Annotated in this window: 28 protein-coding genes, 4 tRNA genes, 2 pseudogenes and 1 riboswitch; of the genes and pseudogenes, 19 read left to right on the forward strand and 15 right to left on the reverse strand. The window is 60.5% G+C overall.

Annotated elements, in window-relative coordinates; translation table 11 throughout:
* Positions 1–98 precede the first annotated feature (98 nt).
* From ACL0K2_RS20910 to ACL0K2_RS20930, 5 genes are all read left to right on the forward strand, one after another.
* Positions 99–174: transfer RNA gene (locus ACL0K2_RS20910), tRNA-Ala, on the forward strand.
* A 52-nt stretch (positions 175–226) separates the two neighbouring features.
* Positions 227–302: transfer RNA gene (locus ACL0K2_RS20915), tRNA-Glu, on the forward strand.
* A 50-nt stretch (positions 303–352) separates the two neighbouring features.
* A tRNA-Ala gene (locus ACL0K2_RS20920) sits at positions 353–428 on the forward strand.
* Between the two features lie 47 nt (positions 429–475).
* Positions 476–551 (forward strand) — tRNA-Glu (locus tag ACL0K2_RS20925).
* A 226-nt stretch (positions 552–777) separates the two neighbouring features.
* The gene (locus ACL0K2_RS20930) at positions 778–1,227 is read left to right on the forward strand and encodes an acyl-CoA thioesterase (protein ID WP_413043362.1); all 450 of its coding nucleotides are present in this window, start codon (positions 778–780) and stop codon (positions 1,225–1,227) included.
* Positions 1,228–1,238: 11 nt separating this feature from the next.
* Here the strand turns inward: ACL0K2_RS20930 and ACL0K2_RS20935 are convergent, their stop codons facing one another.
* Positions 1,239–1,517 carry a hypothetical protein gene (locus tag ACL0K2_RS20935; protein WP_045161114.1) on the reverse strand — a complete coding sequence of 93 codons (279 nt, stop codon included), beginning with the start codon at positions 1,515–1,517 and terminating at the stop codon, positions 1,239–1,241.
* A 109-nt stretch (positions 1,518–1,626) separates the two neighbouring features.
* Positions 1,627–1,830 (reverse strand): hypothetical protein, encoded by a 204-nt coding sequence (locus ACL0K2_RS20940; RefSeq protein ID WP_413043363.1) that lies wholly within the window; start codon positions 1,828–1,830, stop codon positions 1,627–1,629.
* Positions 1,831–2,115: 285 nt separating this feature from the next.
* On the opposite strand from ACL0K2_RS20940, the gene dinB reads away from it, so the two are divergent.
* Positions 2,116–3,198, forward strand: a complete 1,083-nt coding sequence (gene dinB, locus ACL0K2_RS20945) for a DNA polymerase IV (protein WP_045161116.1) — start codon at positions 2,116–2,118, stop codon at positions 3,196–3,198.
* Positions 3,199–3,649: 451 nt separating this feature from the next.
* Here the strand turns inward: dinB and ACL0K2_RS20950 are convergent, their stop codons facing one another.
* From ACL0K2_RS20950 to napE, 8 genes are all read right to left on the reverse strand, one after another.
* Positions 3,650–4,051 (reverse strand): META domain-containing protein, encoded by a 402-nt coding sequence (locus tag ACL0K2_RS20950; protein WP_239611939.1) that lies wholly within the window; start codon positions 4,049–4,051, stop codon positions 3,650–3,652.
* Positions 4,048–4,485: a hypothetical protein gene (locus tag ACL0K2_RS20955; RefSeq protein WP_045161119.1), complete on the reverse strand. Its 438-nt coding sequence runs from the start codon at positions 4,483–4,485 to the stop codon at positions 4,048–4,050. Before ACL0K2_RS20955 ends, ACL0K2_RS20950 begins: the two co-directional genes overlap by 4 nt.
* A gap of 218 nt (positions 4,486–4,703) precedes the next feature.
* Positions 4,704–5,498, reverse strand: coding sequence for a dienelactone hydrolase family protein (locus ACL0K2_RS20960; protein ID WP_045161120.1), 795 nt, complete (start codon positions 5,496–5,498; stop codon positions 4,704–4,706).
* A 155-nt stretch (positions 5,499–5,653) separates the two neighbouring features.
* Positions 5,654–6,250: a cytochrome c3 family protein gene (locus ACL0K2_RS20965; protein WP_045161121.1), complete on the reverse strand. Its 597-nt coding sequence runs from the start codon at positions 6,248–6,250 to the stop codon at positions 5,654–5,656.
* A 10-nt stretch (positions 6,251–6,260) separates the two neighbouring features.
* Positions 6,261–6,743 carry a nitrate reductase cytochrome c-type subunit gene (locus tag ACL0K2_RS20970; protein ID WP_045161122.1) on the reverse strand — a complete coding sequence of 161 codons (483 nt, stop codon included), beginning with the start codon at positions 6,741–6,743 and terminating at the stop codon, positions 6,261–6,263.
* Between the two features lie 11 nt (positions 6,744–6,754).
* Entirely contained in the window at positions 6,755–9,259 is a 2,505-nt protein-coding gene (napA, locus tag ACL0K2_RS20975; RefSeq protein WP_413043364.1) for a nitrate reductase catalytic subunit NapA, read from the reverse strand.
* Positions 9,256–9,525 (reverse strand): chaperone NapD, encoded by a 270-nt coding sequence (locus tag ACL0K2_RS20980; protein WP_045161124.1) that lies wholly within the window; start codon positions 9,523–9,525, stop codon positions 9,256–9,258. Before ACL0K2_RS20980 ends, napA begins: the two co-directional genes overlap by 4 nt.
* Before the next feature lie 76 nt (positions 9,526–9,601).
* Positions 9,602–9,772: a periplasmic nitrate reductase, NapE protein gene (gene napE / locus ACL0K2_RS20985; protein WP_230623574.1), complete on the reverse strand. Its 171-nt coding sequence runs from the start codon at positions 9,770–9,772 to the stop codon at positions 9,602–9,604.
* Between the two features lie 238 nt (positions 9,773–10,010).
* On the opposite strand from napE, the pseudogene ACL0K2_RS20990 reads away from it, so the two are divergent.
* A pseudogene (locus tag ACL0K2_RS20990) lies at positions 10,011–11,255 on the forward strand (MFS transporter); the annotation flags it as partial.
* Positions 11,256–11,269: 14 nt separating this feature from the next.
* Here the strand turns inward: ACL0K2_RS20990 and ACL0K2_RS20995 are convergent.
* From ACL0K2_RS20995 to ACL0K2_RS21010, 4 genes are all read right to left on the reverse strand, one after another.
* Positions 11,270–11,764 carry a SprT family zinc-dependent metalloprotease gene (locus tag ACL0K2_RS20995; protein ID WP_413043365.1) on the reverse strand — a complete coding sequence of 165 codons (495 nt, stop codon included), beginning with the start codon at positions 11,762–11,764 and terminating at the stop codon, positions 11,270–11,272.
* A 55-nt stretch (positions 11,765–11,819) separates the two neighbouring features.
* Complete coding sequence (locus ACL0K2_RS21000; RefSeq protein WP_045161130.1) at positions 11,820–12,485, reverse strand: Yip1 family protein; 666 nt, start codon at positions 12,483–12,485, stop codon at positions 11,820–11,822.
* 173 nt (positions 12,486–12,658) lie between these two features.
* Complete coding sequence (locus tag ACL0K2_RS21005; RefSeq protein WP_045161131.1) at positions 12,659–13,258, reverse strand: Yip1 family protein; 600 nt, start codon at positions 13,256–13,258, stop codon at positions 12,659–12,661.
* 137 nt (positions 13,259–13,395) lie between these two features.
* Positions 13,396–14,025, reverse strand: a complete 630-nt coding sequence (locus ACL0K2_RS21010) for a DNA-J related domain-containing protein (protein ID WP_413043366.1) — start codon at positions 14,023–14,025, stop codon at positions 13,396–13,398.
* A 109-nt stretch (positions 14,026–14,134) separates the two neighbouring features.
* Here ACL0K2_RS21010 and ttcA point away from each other — a divergent pair.
* The 9 genes and pseudogenes from ttcA to nhaD form a co-directional block, all read left to right on the forward strand.
* Positions 14,135–14,962, forward strand: a pseudogene (gene ttcA, locus ACL0K2_RS21015) (tRNA 2-thiocytidine(32) synthetase TtcA); the annotation flags it as partial.
* Positions 14,963–15,037: 75 nt separating this feature from the next.
* Positions 15,038–15,169, forward strand: coding sequence for a hypothetical protein (locus ACL0K2_RS21020; RefSeq protein ID WP_268988804.1), 132 nt, complete (start codon positions 15,038–15,040; stop codon positions 15,167–15,169).
* A 271-nt stretch (positions 15,170–15,440) separates the two neighbouring features.
* On the forward strand, positions 15,441–16,511 hold the full coding sequence (locus ACL0K2_RS21025) for a 3-deoxy-7-phosphoheptulonate synthase (RefSeq protein WP_045161172.1): 1,071 nt from the start codon (positions 15,441–15,443) through the stop codon (positions 16,509–16,511).
* A gap of 94 nt (positions 16,512–16,605) precedes the next feature.
* Positions 16,606–17,277, forward strand: a complete 672-nt coding sequence (locus ACL0K2_RS21030) for a DNA-3-methyladenine glycosylase I (RefSeq protein ID WP_045161135.1) — start codon at positions 16,606–16,608, stop codon at positions 17,275–17,277.
* An 81-nt stretch (positions 17,278–17,358) separates the two neighbouring features.
* On the forward strand, positions 17,359–18,126 hold the full coding sequence (locus ACL0K2_RS21035) for an NAD-dependent deacylase (protein WP_413043367.1): 768 nt from the start codon (positions 17,359–17,361) through the stop codon (positions 18,124–18,126).
* Positions 18,127–18,189: 63 nt separating this feature from the next.
* Positions 18,190–18,834, forward strand: a complete 645-nt coding sequence (locus ACL0K2_RS21040) for a C40 family peptidase (RefSeq protein ID WP_413043368.1) — start codon at positions 18,190–18,192, stop codon at positions 18,832–18,834.
* Between the two features lie 83 nt (positions 18,835–18,917).
* Positions 18,918–19,448: a C40 family peptidase gene (locus tag ACL0K2_RS21045; protein ID WP_045161139.1), complete on the forward strand. Its 531-nt coding sequence runs from the start codon at positions 18,918–18,920 to the stop codon at positions 19,446–19,448.
* A 113-nt stretch (positions 19,449–19,561) separates the two neighbouring features.
* Entirely contained in the window at positions 19,562–19,882 is a 321-nt protein-coding gene (locus ACL0K2_RS21050; protein WP_413043369.1) for a hypothetical protein, read from the forward strand.
* Between the two features lie 147 nt (positions 19,883–20,029).
* On the forward strand, positions 20,030–21,295 hold the full coding sequence (gene nhaD, locus ACL0K2_RS21055; protein ID WP_045161140.1) for a sodium:proton antiporter NhaD: 1,266 nt from the start codon (positions 20,030–20,032) through the stop codon (positions 21,293–21,295).
* Between the two features lie 52 nt (positions 21,296–21,347).
* Here the strand turns inward: nhaD and ACL0K2_RS21060 are convergent, their stop codons facing one another.
* On the reverse strand, positions 21,348–22,151 hold the full coding sequence (locus tag ACL0K2_RS21060; RefSeq protein WP_045161141.1) for a metallophosphoesterase family protein: 804 nt from the start codon (positions 22,149–22,151) through the stop codon (positions 21,348–21,350).
* Between the two features lie 159 nt (positions 22,152–22,310).
* Positions 22,311–22,533, forward strand: a riboswitch (cobalamin riboswitch).
* A 116-nt stretch (positions 22,534–22,649) separates the two neighbouring features.
* On the opposite strand from ACL0K2_RS21060, the gene btuB reads away from it, so the two are divergent.
* The 3 genes from btuB to cobO are packed head-to-tail and all read left to right on the forward strand — an operon-like array spanning position 22,650 to position 25,731.
* A complete protein-coding gene (gene btuB / locus ACL0K2_RS21065; RefSeq protein ID WP_413044501.1) occupies positions 22,650–24,521 on the forward strand; it encodes a TonB-dependent vitamin B12 receptor in 1,872 nt (623 codons plus the stop codon).
* 32 nt (positions 24,522–24,553) lie between these two features.
* Positions 24,554–25,123 (forward strand): hypothetical protein, encoded by a 570-nt coding sequence (locus ACL0K2_RS21070; protein ID WP_045161142.1) that lies wholly within the window; start codon positions 24,554–24,556, stop codon positions 25,121–25,123.
* Positions 25,120–25,731: a cob(I)yrinic acid a,c-diamide adenosyltransferase gene (cobO, locus tag ACL0K2_RS21075; protein WP_239611951.1), complete on the forward strand. Its 612-nt coding sequence runs from the start codon at positions 25,120–25,122 to the stop codon at positions 25,729–25,731. The genes ACL0K2_RS21070 and cobO overlap by 4 nt, the downstream gene beginning before the upstream one ends.
* Positions 25,732–25,840: the final 109 nt, after the last annotated feature.

Here is a 25,840-nt window from a genome sequence, read left to right on the forward strand (position 1 = left end):
TAAGTATTTGTTCTGATGCTAGAAAATCTCGAGGTCGAGGCGAAAATATCGTTGACACTGTGCGGGGCCGCACCTAATATGCGCCCCGTCCTCGAGATGGGGCTATAGCTCAGCTGGGAGAGCGCTTGCATGGCATGCAAGAGGTCGACGGTTCGATCCCGTCTAGCTCCACCAATCTCGATTGCCACACCGGTCGCTTCGATCGGTCGCCTTTGAAGGGCTTTGCGTCCCCTTCGTCTAGTGGCCTAGGACACCGCCCTTTCACGGCGGTAACAGGGGTTCGAGTCCCCTAGGGGACGCCATTATTCAGGTCGCATTGCGCAAGCGATGCGAGTCGGGAGACGTTAAATCCGGGGCTATAGCTCAGCTGGGAGAGCGCTTGCATGGCATGCAAGAGGTCGACGGTTCGATCCCGTCTAGCTCCACCAATCCACGACAGGTCGTAGCGGTTTGCGATCTGTTCATCGAAGGTTTCGTCCCCTTCGTCTAGTGGCCTAGGACACCGCCCTTTCACGGCGGTAACAGGGGTTCGAGTCCCCTAGGGGACGCCATTTTTTTTGCCCGTTTTGGGCATCAAAGGGTCATTTCTTACGAAATGGCCCTTTTTGTTTTGGGCGCTCTTTCATCTGTGGTCAGGCTCTGTTCATCAGATTGAAACGATGCTGAATGCTGAATGGTTCGTCATAGATGATCGCCGCATACGTGACATCCACTGGCGTCTGGCTTCCAATAGAGCATGACCGCAATCTGACGGCGCACTGCACAGCGAGGATAGGCATGATCTGGGACCAGACCGACGCGTTCATCATCGATTTCATTGTCGAGGCCGAGCATATCGACGAGCTGGGCCACGCCAACAATGCGGTATACGTAACCTGGTTGGAGCGGTGTGCCTGGCAACACTCACAGAGCCTGGGGCTGGGGTTGGAAGACTATCGTCGACTGGACCGCGCCATGGCGGTGCTCAGGCATGAAATCGATTACCTGGCGGCAGCCTATCAGGGCGATCGATTACGGCTGGCGACCTGGATCGTCGATTCCGATCAGCGATTGAAGATGAAGCGTAATTTCCAGCTGGTCAGGCCTGCCGATGGCTGTACCCTGCTACGTGCGCAGACCACCTTCGTTTGCATCCAGCTGTCGAGTGGTAAGCCCAAGCGGATGCCGGCGGAATTCGTGGAGGGGTACGGCAAGGCGCTGATTGAGCCTTACCCCCTCGAACTCTAACGCACCTCAGGTCAGCGCTGTTCCGGCTTGCTGACGTCGGCGTCGCGGCGCTCTTCGGCGTCCTCGCGCCAGTCGTCCTGGACTTCGTTCTTCATTTTCTGGTCAATGGTTTTGCCGTCTTTCCCGACGTTGGCGGTATTGGCACGCTGATGGGTCTCGCTCATGGCGCTGCCTTGGGTGTCGCCGGCAGCGCCATGCGTGCCGTCATGCATATCGTCCTGATTGGCTATGGCGCTGGTTGCAAGAATGCTTGCAAAGACTGCAACGGTCAGGGATATACAGGTATTCATAGGCAATCCTCGGCTGGTGGAATTGTTCAGATCTCTCTGAATCCGACTGGGCATTCGCAGGATTTGTTCGCCTTGAACCGATTTTGACGTGCGCAGGCGGTCGACGGGATTATCGGCGACCGAAAGAGCGCTCGAATGCATCGGGCAGCGCATGGAAGCTAACCACCATTCCATGCTTCACACGTAAGGTTCGGCCACCCAGGGACAGGGTCAGCGGGCTACGTTCCGTAATTACCGCTCCGGAGTCCAGCAGCTCTTCGATGTGCTTGCGTAGCGCATGGTATTGCCGCTTTTCGTCTTGATGTTCCGGCATGATGCGTCCTCATCCATGAAAGGCGACGGAATTCTAGCAATCTGTGACTGATTTTACATATCAAAATGACATCATTCGTTACTGCAGAGCTATGCAAGTGCTTCGGTGGCGGTGGCGCCTCTCCAGCGGTCGCTGAATTGATTGTTTCGCCACGCCTTGGGTTCGCGCTTGCCAGGTCTCGACAAATGGCTGCGTTGCGATCCGCAGATGGACGATAATCACTCTCGCACCGTGGTTAGCGTCCAAAGATTTGCAGTACAGAGCGGTGCCAATGAGCCGTAGTCGGTGCAGAGCCAAGGAAATTCACTCGTTAACACTTCGCGCAAAATCATCCATGTCGATTGTGACTGCTTCTACGCAGCCATCGAAATGCGTGACGACCCGAGTCTCGCGAATCGGCCCATCGCGGTGGGCGGGCTCGCCGACCGTCGCGGCGTCATAGCCACTTGTAATTACGAGGCGCGCGCTTACGGGGTGCGTTCGGCAATGGCGTCGGGGCATGCGTTGAAGCTTTGCCCGGATCTGCTGATCCTGCGGCCCCGTATGGACGCCTACAAGGAAGCCTCGCGCGAAATCCACGGCATCTTTCGTACCTATACCGATTTGATCGAGCCGTTATCGCTCGACGAGGCTTATCTCGACGTGAGTGCCTGCGAGCATTTCGCTGGCAGCGCCACGCGCATTGCCCAGGATATCCGCCGGCGGGTCTGGCAACAGCTGCGCATCACGGTGTCGGCGGGTGTCGCGCCGAACAAGTTTCTCGCCAAGATAGCCAGTGATTGGAACAAACCGGATGGGCTGTTCGTGATCACTCCAGACCAGATCGATGACTTCGTATTGGCGCTGCCGGTCACCAAGTTGCATGGGGTCGGTCGAGTCACCGCCGACAAGCTGAAACGGCTGGGTATTCATACCTGTGCTGATCTGCGCAGCTGGAAACGCCTGGATCTGGTTCGGGACTTCGGTTCGTTCGGCGAAAGGCTGTGGGGGTTGGCGCATGGAGTCGACGAGCGTCTGGTTCAGGTCGAGAGCCGGCGTCAATCGGTCAGCGTCGAGAACACTTACGATCGCGACTTGCCAGATCTTGCGGCCTGTCTCGAGCGGCTGCCCGAATTGCTTGAACAACTCAATGGCAGGATGGCGCGGCTCGATAGCGGCTACCGTCCGGGCAAACCTTTCGTCAAACTCAAATTCCATGACTTCACCCAGACGACCCTCGAGCAGGCGGGTTCCGGCCTCGAACTGGAGGATTACGCCGACCTTCTTGCTGGTGCCTTTGCGCGCGGCAAGCGTCCGGTGAGGCTGATTGGCGTCGGGGTTCGCTTGATCGACCTGCGCAGTGGTTTCGAGCAACTTCGCCTGTTCTAAGGCCGCCCGCCGCGCGGACCCACCTCTGGTTCAGGCATTCAAGAAGGCTGGTTAATGACCAGGCTTCCACGACGAAACCTACCGCCAGAAATAAGCAGGGCCGCTCACTGAGCGGCCCTTTGCCTGGGGTGTAAAAGAGGGGATCCCTGGCCTGCCTGTACCAGGGCCCCCGAAACGGTTATCTGGATATTTGCATGGGGCGTGCCAGTTTTCAGCGAGCGGTTTGCCGCATAGTGTTTGCCCGATCCGTCGAATGCCGTCAGGCGACTTCCGAGCAGCCGCACAGCCTGAAGCCGCGCGGCATGCGGCGATGAGAGGGTCGGCGGGGAAATGTCAGAGACAGCGCTTTCGCGCTTCGAGCGGAGCGGGCGTGCGGGACGCCCGGTTTTCTGCACTGTTTCAGTCTGTTTGAGTTGCTTTCGTTGGGTGCAATGCCCAGCTTTGGCGCAGCTTAGTTCTGTTCCGGCCAGACGCGTAGCGGGGCGCCCTCGGTGGGCCAGAAGCGCAGCTGATCGATCTTGGAAACATCCCAGCGCTCGACCCGTGACAGCAACTCCAGAAACCGCTGCTCCTGCTTCATGATGTGCTCGGCGCACATCTTGCGCGTGCTTCCGATCTCGCTGAAGCGAAGCTTCTGGTGCTCGATCTGATAGCTGGCGAACCAATGATTACAGCCAGCGTTGCCGTAGGCGCGGTCTTCGCTGAACGTCAGCGAGACCGGATTGCGTCCAACCACGGGTTCGTCGCCGATCCACTCAGCGATATAAGTGACGTCGTTCTGTAGCGTCAGTGGCTCGACCGAGCAACCTGCAACGGACACCACGGCCAAGCCGGCCATGATCAACGTTCTCATGGCTGTGCCCTCTGGCAGGTCGGGCACAGATGCTGGCCGGCGTTGTTCTTCCAGCCCAGCTCCGCGATCCGCGCTTCGGCCGCCGGGGCACGTGCGGTATCGCCTTTGGCGGCATCCACGGCGAACTCGAAATCGAGTTGTTTTCCGCAGCCGTCGCAGTCGACCTGCCAATTGAGAATCGCCAGCTCACGGAAGACCGGTCCGTTCGCCACAGCCATCCATTGACCCGGCGGATTGATCAAGTGGCGAACCTTGTCGACCGTCAGGCGCTGAAAGAGGTCACGACTGCCTTTGAGCGTGACGATCAGAATATCGCCTGAACGCACATTGCCGCCGTTACCGGTGACTTGATAGCGGCCCGGTGCCAGGGCTCGGCATTCGGTCAGTGTGTGTCCGGGATTGAGCAGGTTGTAGCGAAAATCGTGTTCGGCCATGACTCGCGATCGATAGGGATGAGGGGAAGGTTGCGCAGGGGGCAATGCTAGCACGGCGGGGTGTTGGGCGTACCCGACGTGGAACGGGAGGTAATCGTTGCGGTCGGTCGGTATCTATCGTGTTCGCTTGTGTTGGAAATATCGGTACTTGCCGGGTCCACCGGCAAGCGGGTTCCGAAAGGATGTGATCGCGATTGAATGCGACGCGATGCCTGCCGCTATGGCTGAGTACTGGTGAAGGTTTCGTCAAGGAAGCGCTGCATGTCGTTCCAGGAACGCTCGTCGGCGGCTTTGTTGTAGGCCACGTCGACACCTTTCTCCTGAAATTTATCTGCATCGGGGTTGCTGAAGCCATGCTTGGCGCCAGGTAGGCTGACGAGCTGATAGTCGGCACCGGCTGCGACCATTTCCGAGCTCAGTGCCGCCACGTCTTCGGCGCTGACCATGCTATCTGCGCTGCCGTGTTCGACCAGTACACGGGCCTTGATGCTGCCGGGAACGGCGCGGGTTTGCGTCGCCAGTGCGCCGTGGAAGCTAACCACGCCCTCGAGCGGTACGCCCTGACGCGCCATGTCCAGCACCACCTTGCCGCCGAAGCAGTAGCCGATCGCGGCAAGCTTGGCGGCGTCCGTCTGCTGTTGCTGCTTAAGCAGATCAAGACCGGCGTTGAAGCGCTCCTTGGCAGCATCGGAGTTGGCCAGGGCGGCTTGCATGAAACTCATGGCGTCCTTGGGATGCTCGGTGTTCTTGCCCTCGCCATACATGTCGATCGCCAGTGCGCTGTAGCCCAGCGCGGCCAGGTCACGGGCGCGGCTTTTGGCATAGTCGTTGAGGCCCCACCACTCATGAACCACCACGATACCGGGGCGCTTGCCTTCGATGGCGTCGTCGTAGGCGTAGTACCCGATCATCTCGGTTCCGTCGGCGGCGGTATAGGGCATCTCTTGAGTCTGGACCTCGGCTTGGGCGAGGGTGCTGGCGGCCATCAGCGCGCCGAGCAGACAGTAGCGCATGGTAGAGCTCCTTGTTTGGGTACCGTTGATTGATAGCCGTTGTTCGACTCGCACGCAACTGCGTCGTTCATGGCCGGTGTACGGGCATGCAACGAAGAGTGTGGGAGGTGCAGTTCAAAAGCCGGCGCGGCTTGTAAGGCCGCGCCAGTTTGGGGTTACCAGCCCGGCACGCCGTGCATGTCCGGCAACCGATGAGCGATGCCCTTGTGGCAATCGATACAGGTGGCTTCGCCGTTGGCCAGAGCGGTGGAATGGAACTGTGAAGCGCGCTTGCTCTGGCGAGTGAAATCCATGAACTCGAAGTTGTGGCAATTACGGCATTCCAGCGAGTCGTTAGCCTTCAAGCGCCGCCACTCATGCTCGGCCAATTCCCGGCGCATGCCGAGGAATTTCTCGCGCGTGTTGATGGTGCCGAAGATCTTGCCCCAGACCTCCTTGGACGCCTGCATCTTGCGCGCGATCTTGTCCGTCCATTCATGCGGGACATGGCAGTCCGGGCAGGTAGCGCGCACACCCGAGCGGTTGGTGTAGTGGATGGTGTCCTTAATCTCCATGTACACGTTATCTTCCATCTCGTGACAGGAGATGCAGAAGGCTTCGGTGTTGGTCGCTTCGAGCGCGGTGTTGAACCCGCCCCAGAAGATGATCCCCGCGAGGAATCCGCCAAGGGTTAGCACGCCCAGGCTGTAGTGCACGCTCGGGCGGCGCAGGACCGTCCAGTATCGCTTGAGAAACGACAGTATCGACTTCATCCCGGCGCCCTCATTCTTCGTTCTGTTTGTTTTCGTGATACAGCAGCTTGTCTATGTTCTTGAAGTCGTTCTCCACCAGCGGCTTCACATCGTGTTGCACCACATGGCACTGGGTGCAGAAATATCGACGAGGGGCCACCGCACCCAACGTCTGGCCGTCCCGATCGGTGAAGTGCGTGATGCTGATCATCGGCGCCTGGGTGCGGGCACTGTTAGCTCGGCTATGGCATGCCAGGCACTTGTTGCCGTTCTTGTCCATCTGATAACCGCGAATGGTGTGTGGGATGGTCGGCGGTTGCTCGGGGTAGTTGCGCTCGCGCTTGAGATCCTTGTTTTCCTCATCTTTGAGAGGTGGGGGTGTGAACTCCTGGGTAATGGTGCCGCCCGGCCGGCGTCCGTCCGGAGCAGGGGCATCCAAGGGATAGTCCGGCCCGGCGGCAATCGCCAGGCCAAACACCGCGAGGAGCGTCAAAGGCAGTAGACGAAATTTCATGGCGACTCTCCTCAGGCGATGCTGACCACTTCGATCTTCACGGCGCATTTCTTGTAGTCGGTTTGCTTGGAGATCGGGTCGGTCGCGTCGAGGGTGACCTTGTTGATCAGTTTGTTGGCATCGAAGAAGGGCACGAAGATCAAGCCTTTCGGCGGCTTGTTGCGCCCTCGGGTTTCGACACGGGCCTGCATTTCCCCGCGACGGCTGATCACCTTGACCACGCTGCCACGGCGCGCCTTGAGGTCGCGGGCATCGTCGGGGTGCATATACACCAGCGCATCAGGAACTGCCTGGTGCAGCTCATCGACACGCTGAGTCATGCTGCCGGTGTGCCAGTGTTCGAGAACACGGCCGGTGCTCAGCCAGAACGGATAATCCTGGTCCGGTACTTCGGCCGGAACCTCGTAGGGCAGGGCGAAGATGATCGCCTTTTTGTCCGGGTAGCCGTAGAACTGCACGCCCGTGCCTTTCTCGACGTACGGGTCATATCCCTCGCGGTAGCGCCATAGCGTTTCCTTGCCGTCCACGACCGGCCAGCGCAAGCCGCGTTCCTGGTGATAGCGGTCGAAGTCGGCTAGGTCGTGACCATGGCCGCGACCGAACTGGGCGTATTCCTCGAATAGGCCTTTCTGCACGTAGAAGCCGTAGGCCTCCGATTCCTGGTTGCGGTAGCCCTCGGCAATGTCGCTGGTGGGGAAGCGGTCCACCTGGCCGTTCTTGAATAGCACCTCGAACAAGGTCTTGCCTTTCAGCTCCGGCGCCTTGGCCAGCAGCTCGGCTGGCCAGACCTCGTCCGTGGTGAAGCGCTTGGAGAATTCCATCAGCTGCCAGAGATCCGAGCGTGCCTCGCCGGGCGCACTGACCAACTGGTGCCATACATGCGTGCGGCGCTCGGCGTTGCCGTAGGCGCCTTCCTTTTCCACCCACATGGCGGCAGGAAGAATCAGGTCGGCGGCCTGGGCGGACACCGTGGGGTAGACGTCGGAAACGATGACGAAGGTTTCCGGGTTGCGCCAGCCGGGCAGCACCTCCTGCATGATGTTCGGGCCGGCCTGCATGTTATTGGTGGCCTGGGTCCAGTAGACCTTGAGGTTGCCGTCCTTCAGCTCGCGGCTCTGCTGGACGGCATGGAAACCGGGCTTTTCCTGGATGGTGCCTTCGGGCAGCTTCCAGATCTTCTCGGTTACGGCGCGGTGCTTGGGGTTGGTGACGACCATGTCCGCAGGCAGGCGATGGGAGAAGGTGCCGACTTCGCGTGCGGTGCCGCATGCCGATGGCTGGCCGGTGAGCGAGAAGGGGCTGTTGCCGGGCTCGCTGATCTTCCCGGTGAGCAGGTGGATGTTGTAGATCATGTTGTTCGCCCAGACACCGCGGGTGTGCTGGTTGAAGCCCATGGTCCAGAACGACATCACCTTGGTCTTTGGATCGGCATACAGCTCGGCCAGTGCTTTCAGGCGCTCGGCGGGTACGCCCGACTCGTGCGCGGCGTGCTCCAAGGTGTAGGGCTTGAGGAACTCGGCGTAGTCCTCGAAGCTGATGTCGGTCCAACTGCCGGCGACGGCGGCGTTTTCCGCCTTCAGTTCACGCGGATCGGTCGGACGCAGGCCGTAACCGATATTGGTCGCGCCCTTGGCAAACTTGGTGTGGTTCTTGACGAAGTCCTGATTGACCGCTCCGCTTTGGATGATGTGATTGGCGATGTAGTTGAGGATCACCAGATCGGTCTGCGGATTGAAGACCATCGGGATATCGGCCAGGTCGAAGCTGCGGTGCTCGAAGGTCGACATGACCGCGACCTTGACGTGCGGCGCGCTCAGGCGGCGATCGGTCACTCGGGTCCAGAGCACGGGGTGCATCTCGGCCATGTTCGACCCCCAGAGCACGAAGGCGTCTGCGGCTTCGATATCGTCGTAGCAGCCCATCGGCTCGTCCATGCCGAAGGTGCGCATGAAGCCAACGGCCGCAGATGCCATGCAATGGCGAGCATTGGGGTCGAGATTGTTGGAACGGAAGCCGGCCTTCATCAGCTTGTTGGCCGCATAGCCTTCCCACACGGTCCACTGGCCGGAACCGAACATGCCGACCGAGCTCGGGCCGCTCTCCCTGAGCGCGGCCTTGTATTTCTCCTCCATGATGTCGAAGGCCTGTTCCCAGCTGACCGGTTGGAACTCGCCCTGCTTGTCGTACTGGCCGTTCTTCATGCGCAGCAGCGGTTGCGTCAGGCGGTCGGTGCCGTACATGATCTTCGACAGGAAGTAGCCCTTGACGCAGTTGATGCCGCGATTCACCTCGGCCTTGACGTCGCCGTGAGTAGCCACGACTCGATCGCCGGCGGTGGCGACCATCACGCCACATCCGGTGCCACAGAAACGGCAGGGCGCCTTGTGCCACTTGAGCGCCGTCGCCTCCGGGTCGGTAATCAAATTGCTGGCGCTGGTGGCGATCGGGATCCCCGCCACGCTGGCTGCGATAGCCGCGGCATTGGCCTTGGCAAATTGACGTCGTGTGAGGCTCATTCAGGCTCTCCTTCTGGTGAGAGGAGTTCGTGGTAAATCAGGGCAGCGTTGAGAACGCCGGGTATTTGTTGGATATGGTTGATCGTGTCGAGAATGCGGCTTTCGTGCTCGGCCTCCAGAACAACCACCAATTTCCCGGCAGCACTCTCTTGGTGCAGCTCGATTCCTGGCAGTAGGACAAGGTTTCGTTTAGTGGCTTCGAGCAACTCGGGGCGGCAATGCACGAGCAGGCTGGCGATATGCAGAGCATCGTTTCTTTCGTTCATTTTCTAGGTAAGGCTCCGCCTGCTTGGTGCAAGGCAACTAAGGGGGACTCTCTGCAATAACGACTGGGCGGGGCGATCAGCTCGGCGGCCCGGGGGGGCCAAAGACCATCTGGCTGATCCAGACGATGAAGCCATAGCCGGCGACGGTCACGACACTCAAAAGTGGGAACAGGAATACCAGCAGAAAAACGAAGAGTCTGGTTTCCTCCGGTTTGCCGACGGGGGCGGGATCGGTGTGATGCGGCACTGCGGTCACCTTGTATCTCCGGCTGTTGTGCTGAAGTCTAGGAAGCGTAGGCGGCTTAATCAAAGCCATCCGTCTACAACCGCAGGTTATAAGGCGCTAGTTGCACTTCAATTGATCTAGCTCAACTTATGCGGCCTGTGGGCAGCACACCGCCGGGCAGTTGGTCGACGCCGATGAGAATCCTGACGCACGTATATGACGGTTTTCAGCTGTCCTTTTACCGAGTCATTGGCCTACTGCGGCTGTGCTAGCCTGCGCCGCTTTTTTCAAGCCAACGTGCGTATGGGTACACCGCATGCCTTCTGATTCGCTCGCTTCCCACCACCTCAAACGCGGCACGCCTGCTTATCGCCGCGCCACCCTGGCGCTGTTCTGTGCCGGTTTCGCCACCTTCGCCATGCTGTACTGCGTGCAGCCCTTGCTGCCGCTGCTGGCGTCGCACTTCGCCGTCTCGGCGGCCAGCAGCAGCCTGGCATTGTCATTGACCACCTTGTCGCTGGCGTTCTGCCTGCTGGTGTCCGGTGGCCTCGCGGAAAGCTGGGGGCGCAAGCCGGTCATGGCGCTGGCTCTGGCGCTGGCGTGCCTGCTTGGTCTTGCGTGCGTAACGGTAGAGTCGTGGTCGCTGTTGCTGGTGCTGCGCGCCTTGCTGGGGCTTGCGCTCAGCGGGTTGCCGGCATTGGCGATGGCGTACGTCGGCGAGGAGTTCGATCCTGAATCGTTGCCAGCGGCGATGGGCTTGTACATCGGCGGCACCGCCCTCGGTGGGTTGTTGGGCAGGTTGCTGTCGGGCCTGTTGAGCGATATTGGCGGCTGGCAACTGGCGCTGGGCGGAATCGCCGGGTTGGCGATGGTGTCGCTGGGATTGTTCGTTTGGCTACTACCGGCGTCGCGTCATTTCACGGCCCAGCCTCTATCGCTGCACGGGCTGCTGGTCAACTTCGCTCGACATCTGGGCAACCCGATCCTGCGCAATCTATTTCTGCAGGGATTCCTGTTGATGGGTGGCTTCGTCGCGCTGTTCAACTACATCGGGTTCCGACTGGCCGGAGCACCGTTCGGCTTGTCTTCGACTGCCATTGGCCTGCTGTTCGTGGTGTATCTGGCAGGCATTCTAAGTGCTGGCTGGGCGGGACGGTTGGTTCCGCGCCTGGGTGCCAGAGCCGTACTCCAAGGCGGCGTCGGGCTGATGCTGCTGGGTGTGGGCTTGTGCGCGACGCCCTGGTTGATCGCGATCGTCATAGGGCTGGGGCTGTTCACGCTGGGCTTTTTCGCTGCGCACGCCGTGGCCAGCGGTCAGGTTGGCGTACATGCGAAGGGTGCCAAAGCACAGGCCTCTGCACTGTACTTATGCGCCTATTATCTGGGATCGAGTGTGGTGGGCTATGCCGCCGGCTACGTCTGGGACCATGCGGGGTGGCTGCCGCTAATGGTGGTGCTCGCGGCGCTGTTCGTGCTCGCCGCCTGGCGGGCGAGGCGCCTTTAGATCGAGACGTAAGGTCACTCGACCCGCTGCTCGCCGCTGAATACCAGCGTGGCGCGACAGCTGCGGCAGAAGTACCGGCGACCTTTGCGCACCAGCGCATGGCGTTGCGAAGTGAAGGGGAAATCCTGACCGGCACAGGCGCAGCGATAGATGTAGCGGTTGACCTGCCGACGGCTGATCTCATAGGTATGGCAGCGGTCAGGTGTCAGTTCGTAAACACCCCGCATGATCAATTGCCACTCTTCGCCATGGGGGCGAATCCGGCCGCCGAACATCTTGTGTGCGATCAGGTGTGCAACCTCGTGAGCCACGGTCTGCTTGAGGAAGTGTTCGCGGTTCTCCCGGTACAACTGTGGGTTGAAGCGCAGCAGATTGGTGTTCAGATGGGCAACGCCGGCTTTCTGCCCGCGTAATTTGAAGCTGACCTGTGGGCGCTCGAATCGCTGGTTGAAGAAGGCTTCGGCCAACTGATAGCAGGCTTCGACACGGGCATGTAGCTGTTCGGGCATAGGGGCCTCCGAAGAAGCCCGGAATTATGCCGCACTGTGCCAGTCTGGCAACCGTTCAGAGACCGCCGGGCTCTTCCTGGGGGCGTTCGTCCTGGGTCCCGTAGCTCTGGTTTTCATCCACGGTGCGGTCATAGTTCGGCTCGAGCGAGAGCGTCCAGAACAGAATCATGCTGACCAGTACCGTGACCAGCACGAGCAACGCGACACCCCAGATCGAACTGGCATAGAGAAAGCTCTGCGAGTTGCGCTGGCGCATGAAAGCGGGCAGGCCGGTGAACAGAAGATAGGTGGAGTAGATGCCCGCTATCAGCAGGACGATGGCCGCGAACCAGCGGTTCGGATACAGCCCGGTAATGCCTGCGAGGAGGAAGGGGGTGATGACGTATGCGATGAAGCCGATGCACTGGTTCAGGTTCGGTCGCACGTCGAATGCGCGAGCCATCCAGCGGACGAAGAAGCCCATGATCACTGTGCCGATGATGATGGTGACGTACAGCAGCAGGCACAGCTGCAAGGCGCTGCCGAAGTCGAGCCTCACGCGTTCTTCATCCACCAGGCTCCAACCCACGGCAGTAACCCCGATGAACAGACAGACGCTGGGGATTAGCGCCAGCAAAAGCAAGTGCATCAGGTAGTGCAGGCTATGAGCATCTTCCTTTTGACGGATGGTTTCCCAGGCACGGTCAGGCCGGGTAAACAAGCTGATGAATTCTGGGGTCATGGTGCCTCCTGATGCCGATGCTTGAGCGCTGCTGTTGCTGCTATAGACGCTCAAGCGCGGCAGGGATTCAAAACCATGGTCGCTGACGAAGCAGGAAAGGCAAGGAGCTGCAGGAATGACGCGAAGGGCTAGCCGGCGCGAAACGAGTCGCGCCGGCTGAGTTGACGAGCAGATCAGCGTACGTAGATCGGGCCGACGCCCATGCCCCACATGATCACCGACAGCGCGATGATCGCCACCAGAACGACCAGGCCGACGGCGAGTATGGAGCTTGAGAACAGGAAACCCTCGTCGGAAGGGATATTCATGAACGTCGGCAGGCCGACATAGAGCAAGTAGGTCGTGTAGCAGATGGCTGCCGTACCGACGATCATTCCCAGCCAGATGTGCGGATAGAGCGCGGCCAGGCCACCAACGAACAGCGGGGTGGCGGTGTATGCGGCAAATACGATGCACTGCACCAGCGTCGGATTGGCATCATAGGTGCGGGACATCCAGTGGATGAATCCGCCCATTACCGCGACGCCAGCCAGCATCGCCAGGTAGGACATCAGAGTAAGCTGCAAGGCGCTGCTTTCGGTGAGCTTAACGGCGTCTCCGCCGCCGATGCTCCAGCCGACCTGGGTGGTGCCGATGAATGCCGATATGGCAGGTATCGCCGCCAGAACCAGCACTTCCCCTAAATGCAGATGCCCGACGTTGCGTTCTTCCCCAGTGATTTCCTGCCATTCCTGGCCAGGGTGAGCAAACAGTCCCCAAACGTGATTGATCATGCCAGCGTCTCCTCGGTTTTGGAGGTCGCTTCGCCTGGCGTGCCGTCAGTTGGACGGGCGTGCGACCTTAAGTCGCAGTATAGGAAGTTGACGGTACGGCGCACCGGGCGCGGTTAGAGCGTTTGGGAGCTATGCAATCAACGGTAATAGCGTTGCAGTATTTCCATCGCCAGGTTGATTGACTGTATTCGAGCGGTGCTTCCGCCTCGATCAGGGTGGTGGATGCTGACGAGTTGGCGGTAGCGGCGTTTGATGGTGTGCATAGTCAGCGAAGCGGATTCCTGGTCCAACTCGAACAACTCGAGGGCCGCGCGCTTTTGCTCCGGGTTCCAGGTATCGCCGAGTTCGCCGAGATGATCACCGCGCATCCGCGACCAGAAGCTGGCCAGCAGACGCTCGACCTCGCCTTCATCCGTGTCGCGCAGGTTGGTCAGGTCCAGGTAGTACTCGCGCAACGGGTCGTTCTCGACGACTTCGCTGGCCCCGGGCCCATAGGGTTGAAGCTGGACGCACAGCGGAGAGATTTGAAGGTTGTGGCGGCGTTCGCCCCATAGCCGATCCCGCAATCGGTACAGCGCGTTGAACACGAGGAAATGGGTGCGAAACAGCACCAGCTTGTCCAGTAGCGGCAGGTTGGGGATGTGGGTGCTGTGACGGGCCTTGAGTTGCTGGATCAGCTGATATTCGCTGCAGCCCTCCGGCTGTTCGCGCAGCAATATAAACACCTGCTCGGCCAGGTCGATCTCGGGTTCGAGGTCATCGTTCATGCCGGCAAGCCTAGCATAGCGCCAGTAGTTAAATCGCTGGACGGATGGGGTAGGGCGCGGCGTGCTTTGCGCGTAAAATGCGCGCCTTTCGCATTCTCACCGGACTTCTGAAATGGGCAACCTCTCGGTCAATCAGAACAAACTGCAGAAACGCCTGCGCCGCCTCGCCGGCGAGGCCGTTACCGATTTCAACATGATCGAGGACGGTGACAAGGTCATGGTCTGCCTGTCTGGCGGCAAGGACAGCTACACCATGCTCGACGTGCTGCTGTATCTGCAGAAGGTCGCGCCCATCAAGTTCGGAATCGTCGCGGTGAACATGGATCAGAAGCAGCCGGGCTTCCCCGAGCACGTCCTGCCCGAATACCTGAAATCCATCGGCGTGGAGTACCACATCGTCGAGAAGGACACCTACTCGGTGGTCAAGGAAAAGATTCCGGAAGGCAAGACCACCTGCTCGCTGTGCTCGCGCCTGCGTCGTGGAACCCTCTACACCTTCGCCGACGAGATTGGCGCAACGAAAATGGCATTGGGTCATCATCGCGACGACATCCTTGAAACCTTCTTTCTCAATATGTTCTACGGCGGCACGCTGAAAGCCATGCCGCCCAAGCTACTCTCCGATGACGGCCGCAACGTGGTGATTCGCCCACTGGCCTATTGCAGCGAGGCGGATATCGAAGCCTATTCTCACATGAAGGAATTTCCGATCATCCCGTGCAATCTCTGCGGCTCGCAGGAGAACCTACAGCGCCAGGTGGTAAAGGAAATGCTGCAGGAATGGGAGCGAAAATCGCCGGGCCGCGTCGAAATCATGTTCCGCGCCTTGCAGAATGTGGTGCCATCACAGCTAGCCGATCGCAACCTGTTCGACTTTACCAGCCTACGCATCGACAACGAGGCCACGCCACGTTTTGTCGATGTGATGAGCCTGTAAGAGTCGGCGCGGTAATTCCTGGTTGAAGATCGCCGGTGCGCTGGGGTAAGGTTCGGCCATCTTACGGAGTCAATCATGTCGTCCAGTCGTAATCATCTGTCCCTCGCTCAAGCCGGTGCCCTGCGCGCCGCGCGTATGCGTGGGCTGTTGATCGCCGCGGCCGGCTATTACTTTTTTGGGTATTGGTTTAGCCACAGGCGCGCCTGATACCCCACAGGCGCCCTAGCAAGCAGGGTCGCCACCAACAGTTTTCGAACCCCCGGTCGGCCACCCGACCGGGGGTTTTGTTTTTTCCGGCCTGCCAAGGCCATACGTACCGAGGAACGCACCATGTACAGCTACCGCAACGATTACCGCACCTACCGCTATGACTGGCGATTTAGCCGCTTCAACGCCGCTGTTCCGACACCCATAGACCGAACACTTCGCTAGCGCCGACGCGGCAGAGATGCCGCGCCGGCCAAAGGACCGCCAGATCATGAACGCACCGACTTCCGCTCAGCTCGTCAATTGCAATCCCGTCGCTACCCCGTCCAGACGCAGCGCTCATCCGCTGCCCAGCCCCGCCGTATTGCGTCAGCGTGTGCCGCTCAGCGACGCGCTCGCCACACGCGTCCATGCCGACCGCAACGCTATCCGCGCCGTGCTCGATGGCAGTGACCCGCGACTGCTCGTCGTGGTCGGTCCGTGCTCGCTGCACGACCCCGAATCCGCCGTTGAATACGCTGACCGCCTCGCCGAGCTGGCGCCTCAGGTCGATGATCGGTTGCTGCTGGTGATGCGGGCTTACGTGGAAAAGCCACGAACCACGGTCGGTTGGAAAGGGCTGGTCTACGATCCCCGTCTGGACGGTAGCGGCGACATGGCTGAAGGCCTGAGTCTGTCGCGTCGGCTGATGCTGGACATTCTCGAACGCGGTCTGCCGATTGCGACCGAACTGCTGCAGCCCCTGGCGGCCGGCTACTTCGATGACCTGCTGGGATGGGCGGCGATCGGCGCGCGTACCTGCGAATCGCAGATTCATCGCGAACTGGTCAGTGGCCTGGATTTGCCGGTGGGCTTCAAGAACGGCACCGACGGCAGCCTGGGTATCGCCTGTGATGCAATGCGCTCGGCCGAGCACGCGCACCAGCATTTCGGCATCGATGACCTCGGGCATCCGGCGCTGCTGCAAACCCGCGGCAACCCGGATACCCACCTGGTGTTGCGTGGCGGGCACGTGGGCCCCAACTATGACGAAAAGAGCGTCGCCAAGGCGCGCGAAACGTTGCTGCGCCAGGGCATTACGCCGCGGATCATGGTCGACTGCAGCCATGCCAACAGTGGCAAAGACCCGCTGCGCCAGCCAGCGGTGCTCGAATCGGTGATCGATCAGCGCCTGGCTGGGGATTCGAGCCTGCGCGGGGTGATGCTCGAAAGTCACCTGTTCGATGGCTGTCAGCCGCTGGCCGGAAACCTGCGTTATGGCGTCTCCATCACCGATGGCTGCCTGGGCTGGGCGGCAACCGAGCGGATGCTGCGACACGCCGCGATGCGCCTACGAGGATAAGCCGGCAAGCCCGACCGCGACGGTCGGGCTTGCGGGGCCGGATTGCCAAGGGCACCCTGTACGGCTCGTTTCGATTCCACGTTTCAGGTCCCGCATGCACGATTACAAATGGCTGCACGAATACTGTCTCAATCGTTTCGGTTCGGCCGCGGCTCTGGAAAATCGGCTGCCGCAACCGAGCAGCCCCGATGAGTTGCGGGCGGTTCCCGATGACCGTTATCTGTCGCTGATCAGCCTGCGAATCTTTCGTGCCGGGCTCAAACACAGTCTGGTGGACGCGAAGTGGCCGGCTTTCGAGGAGGTGTTCTTCCGCTTCGATCCGGAAAAGCTCGTACTCATGGGCGGCGAGCACATCGAGCGTCTGATGCAGGATGCGCGAATCATTCGCCATCTGGGCAAGCTCAAGAGCGTGCCGCGTAACGCGCAGTTCGTGCTCGACGTGGCCAAGGAGCGCGGTAGCTTCGGCAACCTGATCGCTGAGTGGCCGATAACCGACATCGTCGGGCTGTGGCGCTACCTGGCCAAACACGGCAGCCAGCTCGGCGGCCTGTCGGCGCCGCGGCTGCTGCGCATGGCGGGAAAGGACACCTTCATCCCCAGCAACGACGTCGTTGCGGCGCTAAAGGCGCAGAAGGTCGTCGACAAGGTACCCAGCAGCCAGCGCGACCTAGCGGCGGTGCAATCGGTATTCAACCGCTGGCACGACGAGAGCGGCCGACCGATGTGCCAGCTGTCAGCTATGCTGGCGTTTACCGTCAATCATTGAGAATGATGCGTTTCGAGCTGACGGGCATCCGCGACTTTTGAAAGACACGCTGGACGGGCGCGATGGTCGAGGAGGGCTAAGTTGGACGGGGCCATACAGCAAATTGCCGAGGCGTTGCGACAAGCGGAGCGCATCCTGATCGTCACCGGTGCCGGGCTTTCGGCCGACTCCGGATTGCCGACCTACCGCGGCGTGGGCGGACTCTATAACGGTCACACCGAAGATGGCCTGCCGATCGAAACGGCCTTGTCCGGACCGATGCTCGGGCTCGATCCGGCGCTGTGCTGGAAGTATCTGGCTGAAATCGGCCGCGCCTGCATCGCCGCCAAGCCCAACGCCGGTCACTTCGCCATCGCCGAGCTGCAGCAGCGCAAGCCGGGCTGCTGGGTACTGACCCAGAACGTCGACGGTTATCATCTGGCGGCGGGAAGCCCGCCACAACGACTTATCGAGATTCACGGTACGTTTGCACCGCTGTTCTGCATGGCGTGCGGTCAGGAAAGCGTCGACTTGGCCGATCATCTCACTCGCCCCCTACCACCACGCTGCGTAGATTGCGGCGGGGTGCTGCGGCCGCCAGTGGTGCTGTTCGAGGAAATGCTGCCAGACTCGGCGCTGGGGCGCTTGCATGATGAGCTGCACAAAGGTTTTGACGTTGTGGTGGCGGTAGGGACGTCGGCAAGTTTTGCCTATATTGTCGAGCCGTTCCTTCGCGTGCGAAACAGTGGCGGCTTTACGGCGCAAATCGATCCCTCTGCCAGTGAACTGTCGTTTCTGGTCGACGTGCACATCGCCGAGGGGGCGGCAGACGTTTTGTCGCGGCTGGTTCGTCACATTTTCGGCGATTGAATTTGCTCATCGAATCGTCAGCAGGCATAGTTCCGCCACTTCGACTTCCTGACGTCTTATGTCATGCGCCGACACCTCTTTCCATTGCTACCCGTTTCGCTGGTCCTGCTGTTGGCCGCCTGCGCCAGCCAGCCCGAGCGGGCCGAAACGTCGGTTCTCGCACCGGGCTTCGCGTTCAGCCTCCCCACCGACCTGCGCGAGGCGGAACAGGCTCAGACTGATACCGACGAACCCACCGAACAACAACTGCGTGAACTCGCCGACGAGCAGAGCTACCAGCTGCCCGACCTGGCCGAAAGCGTGCTTGAGCAGGGTTTCAAATTGGTAGGCACCCCTTATCGCTACGGCGGCAGCTCCACGAAGACAGGATTCGACTGCAGCGGCTTCGTAAGTTTCCTGTTCCGCAAGGAAGCCGGCATCGAGCTGCCCCGCTCGACTCGCGAGATGATCAACCTGGACGCACCGAAGGTCGCCCGCAGCGATCTCGAGCCAGGCGACGTGGTGTTCTTCAACAATCGCGGCCGCGGCCGGGTCAGCCACGCCGGCATCTACATCGGCAACGATCAATTCATCCACTCGGCCAGTCGCCGCAGCGGAGGCGTGCGTGTCGACAGCCTCGACGAGGCCTACTGGCGTTCCAGCTTCATGCAGGCCAAGCGTGTTCTGGCCTTGGCACATGATTCCAGCTCGGTTCCCACTCATCACTGATCGCTGAAACAGCGGCTTACCGGGCTTGCATCGGCGAACACATGCCGGCAGAGTGATGGCTCATTTGCCTGGACTGCTCTGCCATGCTTCTTCTGGCCCGATTTCTGACCGTACTAGTGACCGCCTTGCTGGTGACCGCCTGTTCGAGTCGTGCTCCCGTCGAGCCGGTTGCGATCATGCCGACGCCTCCTGCCCAGCAATACCCAGGTACCGCGGAAGAGGTTCTGTTCACCGCCTTGGGGCTGGTTGGCACACCTTATCGCTATGGCGGCAACACCCCTGACGGCGGTTTTGATTGCAGTGGTCTGATCGGCTATGTCTACCGAGGCGCGGCAGGAGTCGCGCTACCCCGGACCACGCGCGAGATGAACGCCATGCGTGGCCAGACCGTCAAACGCGATGCGCTCAAAGCAGGCGATCTGCTGTTCTTCGCCACCAGTGGCGGAAGGCGGGTCAGCCATGCCGCGATCTACGTGGGGGAGGGGCGCTTCGTCCACGCGCCGTCAACTGGTGGAACCGTACGCCTGGACAGTCTTTCCAACCGCTATTGGCAGAACAGCTACCTCAGTGCCAAACGCGTACTCGACGGTGAGCGGCTCGCTCGCAATCCGTAACTCGCAGACGCTGGCCGGATTGAGAACCGACGAGCGGCACCGCTTTCATCGTGGCCGCCAGGGTAGCGAGCCTTAAGCACAGTTGTTTCACGTTGCGATTCGGGTCACGTTGAATGGTGCCGATCATACGACTTCCAGACCAGCCTGAAGCCTGCGAGCTGTGCCTGCGGCTGGTGCCGTTGACCCGCCATCACCTGATTCCCAAAGCGCTGCATGGCAAAAGCTATGTCCGCAAGCGCTTCGGGCAGGAAACGCGGATCACCGCCACGCTCTGGGTCTGCCGGCCCTGCCATAACCAGATTCATCGCCTGTTCAGCGAGAAAGAGCTAGCGCTCACCTTCAACAGCCGCGACGCCTTGCTGAGCGATCCGCGCCTGCGCACCTTTGTCGATTGGTTGTCGACCAAGCCGGCCGGATTCGTACCTCGCCACTGATTCGCGGCCTCGGAATATCTGGAAATACATCGGAGTTTGACATTTGTCAGGTGTCGAATTGTCGCACTTTGGCTATGATCGGCGCCCCAACTTCTCGGGTGCGCATCCTGCGCACGAACCGTCTCCCCCTTATACGTTAGGTGCCTTATGCCTGAAATACTTCAGTACGTGCTGATCGGCCTCGCCGTGGCCGCCCTGCTCGGTGTCGTTCTGGAAGAAATAACCCATGTGAACAAAGCCAAGGTCACGCTGTTTTTCGGCACCTTGGCCTGGATGCTGCTGTTCGTATTTTCACCCGAAGGCGCCGAGCGCGACCTGGTGCTGGAAAGCCTCAACGAAAACATCGCGGAAATTGCCGGGCTCTGGATTTTTCTGGTGGCTGCGATGACCTTCGTCGCCTACCTGAACAAGAAGGGCATGATCGAGAATCTGATCTATCTGGTGTTGCCCAAGCGAATCAGTGAGCGCGCGCTGTTGTTTCTGACGGCGACATTCTGCTTCGTGTTTTCGTCACTGGCGGACAACATCACCGCGACCCTGGTATCGATCACCCTGATCATGTCGCTCAAACTCAGCGCGGAGAAGACCATCAAGTACGCCGCTCTGGTGGTATTTGCGGTCAACTCCGGTGGCGTTGCGTTAATCACCGGTGATGTCACCACCCTGATGATCTTCCTCGCCGGCAAGGTCAAAATCCTGCAACTGCTGCTGCTGGCGCTCCCGGCATTTTTGGCGGTGCTGCTGCTGGCTGCATTGCTCTCGGTCGGGATGAATGGGCAGGTGGTGGTCACCAGCCACCGAACCGATGTCCGTCGGGTCGACATCGCCATTGCGCTGATTTTCCTCGGCACCATTCTGTGCACCATCGCCGGCAACTTTTTCTTCCAGATTCCACCGGTGCTGACGTTCCTTACCGGGCTTTCGATCATGTTCCTGGTGGCGCGCTTCTTCAGTGATGACATCGAAACCGATCCGATCTTGGAGTACGTGCGCCAAGTCGAATTCGAAACCCTGTTGTTCTTCCTCGGCATTCTGCTGTTAGTCGGCATGCTCAAGGAGATCCATGTACTGGACGGGTTGGTGCGCATATACGACCAGGTCCCGGCGGTGCTGGCCAACTATCTGATGGGCGTGCTATCGGCCGCGATCGACAACGTGCCGCTGACGGCCGCGTTGCTCAAGTCCGGACTGGAAATGGGCGTAGCCGAGTGGATGGTGCTGACCTATGCGGTCGGGGTCGGCGGTTCGCTGCTGGTGATAGGGTCCGCCGCGGGGATCGTCGCGATGAGCAAGGTGCCGGGGCTGACGTTCGGCAGCTACCTCAGGTACAGCCTGTATCTATTCATCGCATTCAATCTCGGGTTTGCCGGTGTTTATCTGACGGGGCTGGCTGTGGCGGGTTCGCTCGGCTAGCAGCGTTCGTACCAGGCGCAGCAGGTGGCCGTGGAAGGTGCATCTGCTGCGGCTACCAATGCAGGTTGAAGTGCGAACCCAGCACGAAGCAGTCGTCTAGCAGATCCCAACGTTCCACACAGGCCGTCTTGCCGGTGCCGGAGCGGAGCTTCAGACGGTTGAAGGAGTTCGGTGACGTGCCGCGGACCCGTGACGACAGCGTGGTGCCGGCCTGGACCATCCAGATCTCCCGCGACAGTCCTGGGTATTGCCTGGACAACGGCAGCACGTAGGGCAAGTGAATATGCCCCCCCATTACCAGATCCAGCCCCTCGTCGGCCCACCGGTGCAAGGCGTCATCGGCGTTGTGCTGCAGATTGCTCAGATCGCTCAAGACCATGGCACCGAAGGGCTGGTGCGCGACCACGATGCGCAGCTTGTTCGGGCTGGTCTGCCTTAGCCGCTGCGTGACCACCTGCACCTGCTCATCGGTGACGAGCCCGTCTTTGTGCCGCCGCGGGTGCGTGGTGTTGAGGCCGATGATCAACACTTCGTCGTTCTCGAACGTGGGCTCGAGGTCGTCGCCGAAGTGCCGCCGGTAGTTTCGATAGGGCATCAAGAAGCGCGCAAAAACGTTATACAGCGGAATATCGTGATTGCCCGGGATCACTAACGTTTCGGCAATACCATGGCCGTGCAGACGCTGGACGAAGGCCTGTGCTGCAGCGAACTGCGAAACTCTGGCACGCTGGGTAATATCGCCCGAGAAGATCAACAGATCGGCCCCGTGCTCCTTCACATGATCTTCCATGGCTTGCACCACGCCCGGTTGCTCGGTGCCGAAGTGAGTGTCGGAGATCTGCACGATGGTCGTCATTGGCTGGCGTCTTCTCGTTGGGGCCGGTGGCGGATGGGCATTGTTGCATTCGAAGCCGTTCAGCGTCCGGCGTTCCGGTAAATCTCCAAGAAGGGTATTCAAACCTGCCGCAGAGCTACTCGCGCGCGCTTCCAGTTGCGCTGCGTGGGGCCTTGGACTAACCTCCGCGCTGCTTCAGGTGCCCCCTGGCAAAAAGCCAGAAGGGTGAAACAGGGAAGCCGGTCCATTCTTTGGAAGATTCCGGCGCTGCCCCCGCAACGGTAGGCGAGACAGGAAACCGCTCATAGCCACTGTGCCACAGGCATGGGAAGGCGCGGTTTTTCAGGGTGCCACAGGCATCCGCTCGCGAGCCCGGAGACCGGCCTGTCGCATTCCACGGCAGTGCGGCGGGCGCTGATCGGGGTGCGGCTGCCTGCACCTGCACTCCTTTCTTTGCGATCTCCGTCTGCCTTTATCGACTATTTGTCGTGCGGCGGGCACGACGGAGACCTGAACTTGATTCGCACGTCCTTTACCGCCTCTGCAGCCTGCGCGCTGCTTGGCTGTTCTTCGCTGTCTTTCGCCCAGACGCTTCAGCCGGTCAACCTCAATGAACAGGTGGTCACGGCGACCCGTACCGAACGCTCGTTCAGTCGCATCGCATCAAGCACCGTGATTAGCCGCGAAGAGATCGAGCGCAGCCAGGCGTCCAGCGTGCTCGATCTGCTGCGGGGACTTGCTGGGGTGAGCGTTTCAGCCAATGGCGGACGCGGCAAAACCTCGTCGGTGTATATCCGCGGCACTAGCAGCCAGCATTTACTGGTCCTGGTGGATGGCATCAAGGTCGGTTCGGCGACCGCTGGCGGCGCATCGCTGGAGAGCATTCCGGTGGAACAGATCGAGCGTATCGAGCTGGTGCGCGGGCCGCGTTCGAGCCTTTATGGCTCGGAGGCGGTCGGCGGTGTGATGCAGATTTTCACTCGCCAGGGCGATGGCGATGGATTCAGGCCCTATCTCTCGGTTGGCGCAGGCAGTCGCTCCAGTTTCAACGGTACGGCGGGCATTTCCGGCGGGCAAGGTGCTGGCTGGTTCAATCTTGGCGTTGCCAGCGAATCCACTGACGGCACCAATTCCCGCGCGTATCGCACCACGGCCCCTCGGGCGTACGAGGCGGATGCTGACGGCTACCGTGAGTTATCCGGCTCGCTAAGAGGCGGCTACCGGTTCGACAATGGCCTGGAACTGGATGGCAGCTGGCTGCAGGTCGAGACCCACAGCGACTACGACTCGAGAGTCTCCTCGGGCAACAGCGGCCGCTTCGCCTACAGCGACGGTGGTCAGCAGGTCGTGGGCGCCCGCGCTCGGTTCACGCCGATCGAGCCCTGGCTGGTGACCCTCCAGGGCGGGCACAGCGAAGACAACAGTGATAACCACCGCGACGGTGAATTCTTTTCACGCTTCGACACCGAGCGAGACACCTTAGGCTGGCAGAACGATTTCAGCATCACCGACGAGCAGTTGCTCACGCTTGGTTTCGACTATCAGCAGGATCGCATCGACGTGAGCGATGCCTATGCGATCGATTCGCGTGATAACAAGGGCGCCTACCTGCAGTACCAGGCCCGCTTCGGTCGACATGGCCTGCTGGCCGGTCTGCGTCGCGATGACAACGAGCAGTTCGGCAGCCACGACACCGGCAATCTGGGTTGGAGTTACGATCTTCGGGACAACCTGGTGCTCAGCGCGTCTTACGGTACCGCGTTCAAGGCGCCGACGTTCAATGACCTGTATGCGCCGGATACGGGCTTCACCGCAGGCAATCCGGACCTCACGCCCGAGGAGTCGCAAAGCTATGAATTGGGCCTGAAAGGCCAACAGCAATGGGGCGAATGGGGCCTGAACGCGTTCGAGACCCAGATCAACGATCTGATTATCTGGACCGGTAGCGACCCCATGCAGCCGCAGAATCTGGATGTCGCGCGGATCCGTGGCCTCGAAGGCAGCGTCGCGACAAACCTGCTTGGCTGGGATGTCGCTACCACTCTGACGATTCTTGACCCCCAAGACCGCAGCAAGGCCAATCACGGACATCTGCTGCCGCGCCGCGCCAAACGCGCACTTAATATCGATCTGGACCGCACGATTGGTCGCTTCGGCGTCGGTACTACCTTTTACACGACCAGTCAGCGTTACGACCGGGCAAGCAACGCCGATGCCGAGCGGCTCCCCGGCTATGCGCTGGTGGATCTGCGAGGCGAATACCGCATCGACGCGTCCTGGCGGCTACAGGCCAGGCTGACGAATCTATTCGACCGTGACTACGAAACCGCGCAGACCTATGAGCAGCCCGGTCGGGCGGTTCACTTCACGGTTCGCTATCAGGCGCTCTAACGCAGTTCCAACGACCTACAAGGAGAACGCAAATGATCAGATTGTCCCCCAGGGCCCAACTGGCCGTTGGCATCGCGCTGGTGGCGCTGATGGCTATGACCCGCGGCCAGCACTTCGCGTCGGTGAACCTGCCGAGCGCATCCTGGGCGGTGTTCTTCCTCGCCGGTGTGCTGCTCGCGCCACGCTGGGTCTTTCCGGCACTGTTCGTCGAGGCTTCGCTGCTGGATTTTGCCGCTATCGAATGGAACGGCGTAAGCAGCTATTGCCTGTCGCCGGCCTACTGGATGCTGGCGCCGGCGTACGGCTCGTTGTGGTTCGGAGGGCGCACCTACGCGCGATTGCACCGTGATCAGCTATCCAGCCTGGCGGTTCTGGCGGGGGTGGTGATGCTGAGTGCGTTTGTCTGCTACCTGTTTTCCGGTGGTGGCTTCCTGTTCTTTTCGGGTCGCTATCCCGATCCAAGTCTGGCGCAACTGGTCGAGCGCATCGGCATCTACTATCCACGTAATCTGGGCACGCTGGCGCTCTATGTCGGAACCGCCGCGGTACTGTTCAGCGGGTTGCGTGTCTGGACTGTCCAGCGTCAGGGGGCTCGTATATGACCGAGTCGAGCGAGCGCGATGAGCGCCACAAGGCACGCATGCAGCGCAAGAAGGCCGTTGTCGATGCGAAGATTGCCGAGGCCCAAGACGAGTACGGCCTGTTGTTGGTGCACAGCGGAAACGGCAAGGGCAAGAGCAGCTCCGCCTTCGGCATGGTTGCCCGCGCGCTCGGCCATGGCATCAAGGTCGGGGTGGTGCAATTCATCAAAGGCGCCGCGAGCACTGGTGAGGAAACTTTTTTTCGGCGCTTTCCTGACGAAGTTCGCTATTACGTAATGGGTGAAGGCTTTACCTGGGAAACCCAGGATCGCCAACGTGACATCGCCAAGGCACGCGAGGCCTGGACGGTGGCAGCCGAGCTGCTGGCCGATCCGGGCATTGGATTGGTAGTGCTCGACGAACTGAACATCGCCCTGAAATATGGATATCTCGACCTCGAGCCCGTGCTCGCCGATATCGAATCGCGACCGATGTTGCAGCATGTGGTGGTCACCGGACGAGGCGCGCCGCCCGGATTGATAGAAGCGGCCGACACCGTGACGGAAATGAGTCTGGTCAAACATGCCTTCAAGGCCGGGGTGAAGGCGCAGAAAGGGGTGGAGTTCTGATGCCTGCGACCCAGAGCGGCGTAGGGTGGATGACGCTTTTTTCATCCGCCATTGCCGTCGGTGGATGGGTGGAGCGTCATCCACCCTACGGTGTCGCGCCGCTGGCGAC

This window comes from Pseudomonas sp. YJ42, assembly GCF_047225135.1.
Classification (GTDB): Bacteria; Pseudomonadota; Gammaproteobacteria; order Pseudomonadales; family Pseudomonadaceae; genus Stutzerimonas; species Stutzerimonas stutzeri_E.

Excerpts from the sequence above, each read along its gene's own strand:
- ACL0K2_RS21045 (WP_045161139.1), top strand. The coding sequence starts at position 18,918 with ATGCTTCTTCTGGCCCGATTTCTGACCGTACTAGTGACCGCCTTGCTG.
- ACL0K2_RS21000 (WP_045161130.1), bottom strand. The coding sequence starts at position 12,485 with ATGACCCCAGAATTCATCAGCTTGTTTACCCGGCCTGACCGTGCCTGG.
- napA (WP_413043364.1), bottom strand. The coding sequence starts at position 9,259 with ATGAGCCTCACACGACGTCAATTTGCCAAGGCCAATGCCGCGGCTATC.
- ACL0K2_RS21030 (WP_045161135.1), top strand. The coding sequence starts at position 16,606 with ATGCACGATTACAAATGGCTGCACGAATACTGTCTCAATCGTTTCGGT.
- nhaD (WP_045161140.1), top strand. The coding sequence starts at position 20,030 with ATGCCTGAAATACTTCAGTACGTGCTGATCGGCCTCGCCGTGGCCGCC.
- ACL0K2_RS20965 (WP_045161121.1), bottom strand. The coding sequence starts at position 6,250 with ATGAAGTCGATACTGTCGTTTCTCAAGCGATACTGGACGGTCCTGCGC.
- ACL0K2_RS20950 (WP_239611939.1), bottom strand. The coding sequence starts at position 4,051 with ATGAGAACGTTGATCATGGCCGGCTTGGCCGTGGTGTCCGTTGCAGGT.
- ACL0K2_RS20935 (WP_045161114.1), bottom strand. The coding sequence starts at position 1,517 with ATGAATACCTGTATATCCCTGACCGTTGCAGTCTTTGCAAGCATTCTT.
- ACL0K2_RS20980 (WP_045161124.1), bottom strand. The coding sequence starts at position 9,525 with ATGAACGAAAGAAACGATGCTCTGCATATCGCCAGCCTGCTCGTGCAT.
- ACL0K2_RS21050 (WP_413043369.1), top strand. The coding sequence starts at position 19,562 with ATGGTGCCGATCATACGACTTCCAGACCAGCCTGAAGCCTGCGAGCTG.
- ACL0K2_RS21010 (WP_413043366.1), bottom strand. The coding sequence starts at position 14,025 with ATGAACGATGACCTCGAACCCGAGATCGACCTGGCCGAGCAGGTGTTT.
- ACL0K2_RS20955 (WP_045161119.1), bottom strand. The coding sequence starts at position 4,485 with ATGGCCGAACACGATTTTCGCTACAACCTGCTCAATCCCGGACACACA.
- ACL0K2_RS20960 (WP_045161120.1), bottom strand. The coding sequence starts at position 5,498 with ATGCGCTACTGTCTGCTCGGCGCGCTGATGGCCGCCAGCACCCTCGCC.
- ACL0K2_RS21070 (WP_045161142.1), top strand. The coding sequence starts at position 24,554 with ATGATCAGATTGTCCCCCAGGGCCCAACTGGCCGTTGGCATCGCGCTG.
- ACL0K2_RS21020 (WP_268988804.1), top strand. The coding sequence starts at position 15,038 with ATGTCGTCCAGTCGTAATCATCTGTCCCTCGCTCAAGCCGGTGCCCTG.
- ACL0K2_RS20995 (WP_413043365.1), bottom strand. The coding sequence starts at position 11,764 with ATGCCCGAACAGCTACATGCCCGTGTCGAAGCCTGCTATCAGTTGGCC.
- ACL0K2_RS21060 (WP_045161141.1), bottom strand. The coding sequence starts at position 22,151 with ATGACGACCATCGTGCAGATCTCCGACACTCACTTCGGCACCGAGCAA.
- ACL0K2_RS20930 (WP_413043362.1), top strand. The coding sequence starts at position 778 with ATGATCTGGGACCAGACCGACGCGTTCATCATCGATTTCATTGTCGAG.
- cobO (WP_239611951.1), top strand. The coding sequence starts at position 25,120 with ATGACCGAGTCGAGCGAGCGCGATGAGCGCCACAAGGCACGCATGCAG.
- ACL0K2_RS21040 (WP_413043368.1), top strand. The coding sequence starts at position 18,190 with ATGCGCCGACACCTCTTTCCATTGCTACCCGTTTCGCTGGTCCTGCTG.
- ACL0K2_RS21025 (WP_045161172.1), top strand. The coding sequence starts at position 15,441 with ATGAACGCACCGACTTCCGCTCAGCTCGTCAATTGCAATCCCGTCGCT.
- ACL0K2_RS21005 (WP_045161131.1), bottom strand. The coding sequence starts at position 13,258 with ATGATCAATCACGTTTGGGGACTGTTTGCTCACCCTGGCCAGGAATGG.
- ACL0K2_RS20970 (WP_045161122.1), bottom strand. The coding sequence starts at position 6,743 with ATGAAATTTCGTCTACTGCCTTTGACGCTCCTCGCGGTGTTTGGCCTG.
- ACL0K2_RS20940 (WP_413043363.1), bottom strand. The coding sequence starts at position 1,830 with ATGCCGGAACATCAAGACGAAAAGCGGCAATACCATGCGCTACGCAAG.